7 protein-coding genes are annotated in these 8,338 nt (G+C 40.2%); all 7 read right to left on the bottom strand.

Annotated elements, in window-relative coordinates; translation table 11 throughout:
- Nucleotides 1-439: 439 nt before the first annotated feature.
- The 7 genes from IGJ05_RS14100 to pfkA all read right to left on the bottom strand — a co-directional run bounded on the left by IGJ05_RS14100 (nucleotide 440) and on the right by pfkA (nucleotide 8,217).
- On the bottom strand, nucleotides 440-1,945 hold the full coding sequence (locus IGJ05_RS14100) for a HAMP domain-containing sensor histidine kinase (RefSeq protein ID WP_034696083.1): 1,506 nt from the start codon (nucleotides 1,943-1,945) through the stop codon (nucleotides 440-442).
- A gap of 14 nt (nucleotides 1,946-1,959) precedes the next feature.
- Nucleotides 1,960-2,646: a response regulator transcription factor gene (locus IGJ05_RS14095; RefSeq protein WP_005229193.1), complete on the bottom strand. Its 687-nt coding sequence runs from the start codon at nucleotides 2,644-2,646 to the stop codon at nucleotides 1,960-1,962.
- A 139-nt stretch (nucleotides 2,647-2,785) separates the two neighbouring features.
- Complete coding sequence (gene gndA, locus IGJ05_RS14090) at nucleotides 2,786-4,207, bottom strand: NADP-dependent phosphogluconate dehydrogenase (RefSeq protein WP_005229192.1); 1,422 nt, start codon at nucleotides 4,205-4,207, stop codon at nucleotides 2,786-2,788.
- A 186-nt stretch (nucleotides 4,208-4,393) separates the two neighbouring features.
- Nucleotides 4,394-4,573: a 50S ribosomal protein L32 gene (gene rpmF / locus IGJ05_RS14085; RefSeq protein ID WP_005229191.1), complete on the bottom strand. Its 180-nt coding sequence runs from the start codon at nucleotides 4,571-4,573 to the stop codon at nucleotides 4,394-4,396.
- Between the two features lie 56 nt (nucleotides 4,574-4,629).
- Nucleotides 4,630-5,190 (bottom strand): YceD family protein, encoded by a 561-nt coding sequence (locus tag IGJ05_RS14080; protein WP_010749661.1) that lies wholly within the window; start codon nucleotides 5,188-5,190, stop codon nucleotides 4,630-4,632.
- A 196-nt stretch (nucleotides 5,191-5,386) separates the two neighbouring features.
- The gene (gene pyk, locus IGJ05_RS14075) at nucleotides 5,387-7,171 is read right to left on the bottom strand and encodes a pyruvate kinase (RefSeq protein ID WP_005229179.1); all 1,785 of its coding nucleotides are present in this window, start codon (nucleotides 7,169-7,171) and stop codon (nucleotides 5,387-5,389) included.
- Between the two features lie 83 nt (nucleotides 7,172-7,254).
- Nucleotides 7,255-8,217, bottom strand: a complete 963-nt coding sequence (pfkA, locus tag IGJ05_RS14070; protein WP_005229169.1) for a 6-phosphofructokinase — start codon at nucleotides 8,215-8,217, stop codon at nucleotides 7,255-7,257.
- Nucleotides 8,218-8,338: the final 121 nt, after the last annotated feature.

Below are 8,338 nucleotides of genomic sequence, written 5' to 3'. Positions count from 1 at the left end.
CGACGTTTGTTTGTCAACTCTTTTTTAAAAAGTTTTTTTCAAGAAGTTGTTATTTAACTTCTTTCTTAACCTCAGCGACTTTTTCATCTTACCATCTCAACCGTTATATGTCAAACACTTTTTTGAAAAGTTTTTTTGATTTATTAGGTTTTTCAGAGATGATATTTTTTCGACCTTGTTATAATAACACTTGTAAAATGTTTCGTCAACAACTAATTTCAAAAAAGATCAATCAGTGTTTGTTACAAATGCCTTAACAAGGACAAGTAATAATATAGCAATTCTTAAAGGAAAAATCAACTAAAAAAATAGGCTTTTTGGCAACTATTTTTATAAGCGAATTATTCATTGTCAAACGATTCGAACGTTCGTTTATAAGAAGTATTTTGCGGCTAAATCTATCATTAATGGATAAAAAAAGAGAACTTAAGCTTTTCGCCTAACGTTCTCTTTTCGTCCGATCTTCTGATTGAACGATCGGTATATAGATTCGAAAGATCGTTCCTTGACCGATGACACTCTCTGCTGAAATTTTTCCTTTATAGCTTTCCAATAACTGTTTCGCAATAGAGAGCCCTAGCCCGTTTCCGCCTTTGGTTCTAGCACGGGCTTTATCTACCCGATAGAAACGATTAAAGATCTTGTCGAGGTCTTCTTTGGAGATTCCCTCACCAAAGTCTTGAATGGCAATTTCAAAGGATTGCCGATCCAACGAAATGGATAGATGAACTTCTTTTCGATCAGTGGAATATTTCACTGCGTTATCCAAGACAATAATAATGATCTGTTCAAAATGATTGCGATAGATTTTCAGCTTCAACTCATGGTATAAGTCATCATCCAATGTAAAAACAAAATCCGGATACAGTATTTTAAAGTTATTGAAGACTTGATAGACAACTTCTTTTGCATTGGTTGTTTCATTTGCATAATGAACATCCACTTGTTCCGCTCTTGAGAGATCCAACATCTCCTGTACTAGCGTCTTCATCCGACTGATCTCTTGCATACTGGCTGCCAGAGACTCATCCAAAATCTCTGGATCGTCTTTTCCCCAACGCTGCAACAGATTCATATGTCCTTCAATGATCGCCACAGGCGTTCGCAACTCATGAGAAACGTCTTCGACGAATCGCTCTTGCTGTTCAATGTATAGGCGCATGCGATCCAGCATTTCGTTAAAGATATCTGCTAAATCAGACAGTTCATCGTTCGTATTTAATTCTGGCATATGCACCGTTGACTGTGGGTTTTTCCGAACGGTTTCCATCGTATCTCGCAAGACCTTTAACGGCTGAAGGAAATACGCTGATAAAAAGAACCCAAGCACACTACTAAGAATCAGAGAAACGACTTCTAAGATAATCAAAGTCAGCAGCAGTTTGCTGCGTATTTCGTAAAAAGAAGTCAATTCATAAAATGTTTGTGCATAGCCAATCCGCTCTCTGGTGCCTTTTGAATAGATGGGTTGGATCGAGAGAAAGCCTGTGATACCATCCAGCGTTACGATGGTTGGCGCTTTGCGCTGCGTGTCGATCAGTGCTAAATCATTCTCATGGGTTTTAAACACAAGATCCTCATTCAAATTATAAACAAACAAGCTCAACGGCGCTTGGCCTAATTCCGAAATAAAGGAATCGATTTTCATTAAGTTGCCATCGATCGTTGAAGTGCGATCATAAATGCTCGTCGTCCCCGCATCATTTTTGGTTAAATTACGATACGTCCGAACCAATGTTAGTTCTTGATCCGAATTGGCTAAACGAGAAGCAACCTCTGACATCGTCCGCTCCACATTGTTTTCTTCTTTAGCTACGATCAAATTCACCGATGTTTTATAGGTGATCACAGCAAAGATCGTAAATACGACGAATATAAAGAAAGAACTTGCGAAGGCCCACTTTACAGTTAAAGAAGGCCCCTTCAGTTCTTTTAATTTTTTCATTCTTTTTTTAAGGTTCACGACCGCATCACATAACCTGTACCACGAACGGTTTGGATATAGCTTTCCTCCCCTGGCACATCAATTTTATTTCGTAAGTAGCGGATGTAAACATCGACAACGTTGGTTTCAACTTCTGTCTCATAGCCCCAGACTTTGTTTAATAAAACATCTCTGGCTAAAACGACATTGACGTTTTCCATTAAAGTCAACAATAGCTCATATTCGCGTTTTGTTAGTTCAATGACATCTGTTCCACGTCGAACGACACGGTTTTCTTTTTCAATCGTTAGATCGCGGTAAGTGATCGTGGTTTGTTTTGCGACGTTTTTGTCCCCTTCGATATCGATACGGCGAAGCAACGCACGTAAGCGTGCCAGCAATTCTTCAATTGCAAAAGGCTTCACAATATAATCATCAGCACCATGATCCAAACCTGATACTCGATCAATCACAGAATCTCTCGCGGTCATCATGATGATCGGGGTGTTCTTCGATTGACGCACACGTCGGCAAACTTCTAACCCATTTAGCTCTGGAAGCATTAGATCCAATAAGATTGCATCCCATTCATTATTCAGCGCAGCATCCAGTCCCGTCCGTCCGTTGTAATGAACTTCGGTATTATACCCTTCATGCTTCAATTCTAATTCCACAAATCGAGCTAAGTTCTTTTCATCTTCAATGATTAGAATATTACTCATTATTGATAGCCCCTTTATTGATTATTCTGCCTTTAAAATAGACATTATCTGTCTTATTTTATCATGTATCTAAAAAATAAAAAAGAGATTGACCGAAAGTTCTCACTTTCGGCCTTTCTCTTTTGGATTCTCTTAAAGCTTACGCTTCGTCATACCATGAATAATGGAAAATTCCCTCTTTATCTGTCCGTTCATACGTATGCGCGCCGAAGTAATCCCGTTGTGCTTGGATCAAGTTCGCTGGCAAACGATCAGAACGATACGAATCAAAGTACGCGATCGCAGAGGAGAACGTCGGCACAGGGACACCCGCTTGGACAGCTAGCGCAACTACTTCACGTACAGAAGATTGATAGCGTTTCGTGATGTCTTTGAAGTAATCATCTAATAATAAGTTTTCGATGTCAGCATTCTTGTCATAAGCATCCGTGATTTTTTGTAAAAATTGCGCACGGATGATACAGCCTGCACGCCAAATTTTGGCAATCTCACCAAAAGGAAGATCCCAATCGTACTCTTTTGATGCTGTACGTAATTGCGCGAAACCTTGTGCATAGCTCATGATTTTACTGAAGTATAAGGCTTCACGGATCTTATTGATAAATTCTTCTTTGTTTCCTTCAAAAGCAACCGCTTCTGGTTTCGGTAATACTTTGCTGGCATTGACCCGTTCTTCTTTGTAAGCTGAGATATAGCGAGCAAAAACAGATTCAGTGATCAATGGCAATGGAACACCTAGGTCTAAGGCACTTTGGCTCGTCCATTTCCCAGTTCCTTTATTGCCTGCAGCATCTAAGATGACATCAACGATCGGTTTGCCTGTTCCTTGATCATCTTTACGTGTCAAGATATCCGCTGTGATCTCAATTAGGTAGCTATCCAATTCACCTTTGTTCCATTCGGCAAAGATATCAGCCATTTCATCAACAGATAGACCTAAAATGTTTTGCATCAAGTCATAAGACTCCGCAATCAGCTGCATGTCGCCATACTCGATCCCATTATGAACCATTTTTACGTAATGGCCTGCACCATTTGGTCCAATATAAGTTACACAAGGTGTACCATCTTCAGCTTTTGCTGAAATTTGTTCTAAGATCGGTGCAACCAATTCATATGCTTCTTTTTGTCCACCAGGCATGATCGAAGGACCTTTCAAGGCGCCTTCTTCCCCACCAGAAACACCCGTACCGATAAAGTTGATTCCTGAGTTTGCCAACTCTTCGTTACGACGAACGGTATCTTTAAAGAAGGTATTTCCGCCATCGATCAAAATATCGCCTTTGTCTAGATGAGGCAATAGTTCTTGGATCGTAGCATCCGTCGCAAATCCTGCTTTTACCATTAATAAAATACGACGTGGTTTTTCAATTGATTGGACAAATTCTTCTATCGTATAAGTTGCTTTAAAATTTTTATCTGGATGTTCTTTTACTACTTCTTCTGTCTTTGAACCAGTACGGTTAAATAAGGCAACTGAATAACCGCGGCTTTCGATGTTCAACGCTAAGTTTTTGCCCATAACAGCCATACCGACAACGCCGATTTGTTGTTTTGTCATCTTTCATCCTCCTAAGATTCAATTATCTTTTTCATTATAGCGCAAATGTACCTGCTTTTGAACTATTCTCTTTCGATGGACAAAAAATATTTCTGAAAAGTTCCATCTTTTCCAAAAAAAAACAAAAAAACCTCAGGCTCCATGGTTAGCCTAAGGTTTTAGAATCCTCTTTCTGAAAAAAAGGAATTATGCTTCTTTTGTTGCTACGTCTTTGCCATCGTAATGACCACAGTTAGAGCAGACATGGTGGCTTTTTTTCATTTCACCACAGTTTGCACATTCGTTCAAACCGTTGATTGTCAATTTGTAATGTGTACGACGTTTTGCTTTCTTCGCTTTCGAAGTTTTTCTAGCTGGTACTGCCATTTTGCTACACCTCCTTGTTAATGAACGCAACCTTGAGGCTGCAATTTATTCCAATCCTACGCGTTATCGTCATCTGATTCATTGAATAATTCGGATAATTTTGCAAGACGAGGATCAACTTGTTGAGCTTGCGCTTCTTTTTGATTTGCAAAGTCTTCTTCTGACAAAACAGCCCAATCGTTGCCAGATGGCATTGCTGAACCTTGTTTTTCTTCTTCTGTCAGGACTTGCAAAGGAATCGCAAGTAATAGGTTATCAGCGACCGATTCATCTAAGCTGATGGTTTGACCTTCAATGATCAAAACTTCTTCTTCGACGATCGTTTCATCGCGACGCTGAAATTGCTCTGGTGTCATGAATTGTTCATCCACTGAAAAATCAAAAGGAATCGCTACAGGTGTCAAAGAACGAGTAGATGGCAATGTCATCGTCGTTTCCACTTGATAGTGCAGCAAGTATCCTTGCTTATCAACACTCATCAGCCCTTTTACTTTTACAGGAGACAAATCAATGATCTGTCCATCGCGTTTTATCAGTTGACTTTTTAGGTCAAGTGTTTCTTCAAACATCAGCGGTGTCTCTTGGTATTTTTTTAATTCCAATAAAGACCATTTCATTTTTATCACCCCTAAGCAACAAAAGCAATTATACAGGGCTTCTGAGGCTTTGTCAATGAAATTTTCTTGACACCTTTTTCATTTTTGATCGTGTCATTTTAATGCCTTTTCTCAAGGGATTTCGACACTCTCAAAAAAAACAACAGGAAGCGCACAACGTGCACTTGCCTGTTGCTTGATCAATCGTTAAAAATCATTAGATCGCTGTTGTTTCTCCACGATAAACGATACCGCGACGAGAATCAAGAGTAACCAATTCGCCATCTTTGATGGTTGTTGTTGCGTCTTTGGCACCAACGATCACTGGTAGATCTTTCGCAATTCCGACAACTGCTGCATGAGAAGTCAAGCCGCCATCTTCAACAACTAAAGCTGCTGCTTTTTCGATTGCTGGCATATATTCTTTATCTGTTGTTGGTACAACTAAAATCATGCCATCTTTTGCTTTCGCAATTGCTTCTTCGGCACTGTGAGCGATCACGGCATTGGCAACAACTGATTTTTCACCAATTCCTTGCGCTTCAAGCAATTTTGATCCGATCAATTGGATCTTCATTACGTTGGTTGTTCCGCGTTCACCAACAGGAACACCGGCTGTGATCAAGATTAGATCGCCTTCTTTAGCAAAGCCTAAATCAACTGCTTGTTTTGCTGCTAATTCAAACATTTCATCAGTTGTTGATGGTTTTTCAGCAACGGTTGGGTACACACCCCAGTTAAGCATCAAGCCGCGTTTTGTGCGTTCGTCAAATGTGACAGCTAAAATGTCAGCATCTGGACGATATTTAGAGATCATTTTTGCAGTGTAGCCAGATTCAGTGGCAGCAACGATTGTTTTAACCCCTAAGTTTTTCGCTGCACGAGCGACAGATAAACCGATTGTTTCCGTTACATCTGTTTTATCAAATTGGTTGATTTGGAAAGTGCTGTTTTCTGATAAAGCTTTTTCTGCTTCCACGTCGATACGTGCCATTGTTGCTACTGCTTCAACAGGGTAGTCACCGTTTGCTGACTCACCAGAAAGCATTGTTGCATCAGTACCGTCAAAGACAGCATTGGCAACGTCAGAAGCTTCTGCACGAGTTGGACGTGGGTTTTGTTGCATTGATTCTAACATTTGTGTTGCTGTGATAACTGATTTACCAGCAGCGTTACATTTTTTGATGATGCTCTTTTGAACCATTGGTACTTCTTCAGCAGGGATCTCAACACCCATGTCACCACGGGCAACCATGATACCATCAGAAACTTTGATGATTTCATCGATATTATCGATACCTTCTTGTGATTCGATTTTAGAGAAGATTTGCACATGAGTCATGTCTTTTTCTTCTAAAATTTCACGAATTTCTAAAACGTCTTGCGCTTTACGTACAAATGAAGCGGCAATGAAGTCGATATCGTTATCAAGACCAAAACGGATATCTTCTGCATCTTTTTCAGTAATACCAGGTAAGCTGATTGATACGCCAGGAGCATTGACCCCTTTACGTGATCCTAACATTCCAGCATTTTTAACGACAACCACTAATTCACGGGTTGCTTCGTCTTTTTCTTTGATTTCCATGTCGATCAAGCCATCATCAAACAAGATGTGTCCGCCCACATGAACATCTTCAAATAAACCAGGATAAGTTACAGCAATTTTTTCTTTTGTTCCTTTGTGTTCTGGATCCATTGAAATACGTGTTTCATCGCCAACGTTGAATTGGATGTATCCAGCACGACCAAAGTCTGCTTCTGTCGTATTTTGTACAGTTGTACGGATTTCAGCACCTTTTGTATCTAAAAGGATACCGACATCTTTACCAGTTTTCTTTACGGCTTCACGAACCATTGTCATACGCGCTAATTGTTCTTCATGATCTCCATGAGAGAAGTTAAAGCGGAAGACATTCGCACCGGCTTCAATCAGTTGAGAAATAATTTCCACACTGTTACTTGCTGGTCCTAATGTACTTACGATCTTTGTTTTTTTCATTACTAAACGCTCCTATTCATTTATTTAAAATAGCTAATAAGCTTTTTTTACAAAATTACTGTTGCGTTGCTTTAAAAATCTCTTTAGAATGAGATTTCTTTGTTCAAGTTATACAAGCTAAGATCTGGTTTGTGACGATTGTTTTCAAGGGTATCGATGATATCAGAAGCAATCATTTCATTGTTTTCGATACCGATACATAGACCGCCTTTGCCTTGTTGCAATAATTCAACGGCATATGAACCAAATTTACTTGCTAACACACGGTCACGAGCGCTTGGTGAACCACCACGGACAACATGTCCTAGAATTGATACACGGGTATGGAAATCGCCGTATTCAGAAAGTTTGTCAGCAAAATCATTTCCGCCCATCACACCTTCGGCTAAAACGATCAAGCAATGTTTTTTCCCGCGGTCGCGTCCTTCACGGATACGATCAGCAACAACTTGCATGTCAAAATCATGTTCTGGGATGATGATTTCATCCGCACCACCGGCCACACCTGACCATAAAGCGATATCGCCAGCACCACGACCCATTACTTCGATCACGAATGTGCGGACATGTGATGTCGCTGTATCACGGATCCGGTCAATCGATTCCAAGACAGTATTGATCGCTGTATCAAAACCAATCGTGAAATCTGTTCCTGGAATGTCATTATCGATCGTTCCTGGAATCCCGATCGCTGGGAAACCGTGACGAGTAAGTGCCATCGCACCATGGTAAGATCCATCTCCACCAATCACGACTAGCCCTTCGATGCCAAATTTCTTTAATTGTTCGATTCCTTTTAATTGTCCTTCTTGTGTCGCAAATTCTGGATAACGTGCTGAATATAAGAATGTTCCACCACGTTGAATTTTGTCACCAACATCAGCAACATCTAAGCGACGAATGTCACCTGCGACTAGTCCGGCATAGCCATAGTTGATTCCGTATACTTCAAGTCCGTCAAAAATACCCTTTCTGACAACTGCGCGAATCGCTGCGTTCATTCCTGGTGCATCGCCGCCACTGGTTAGAATTCCAATGCGTTTCATTATTCTTTCACCTCATCAAAAGATTTTGTTTAGGGAAGCCCCTGTTTGCTAGTTTTCAAGTAATAACCACGAGACATATTCTACCATTATTCCATGAAAATGTCTTGAAATAGTGGGAAAA

Origin of the sequence: Enterococcus sp. AZ167 (assembly GCF_051714025.1) — a bacterium.
GTDB lineage: Bacteria > Bacillota > Bacilli > Lactobacillales > Enterococcaceae > Enterococcus_D > Enterococcus_D casseliflavus.
Note: the sequence above shows the minus strand (reverse complement) of the source record. Positions and strands in the feature narration are given on the sequence as shown.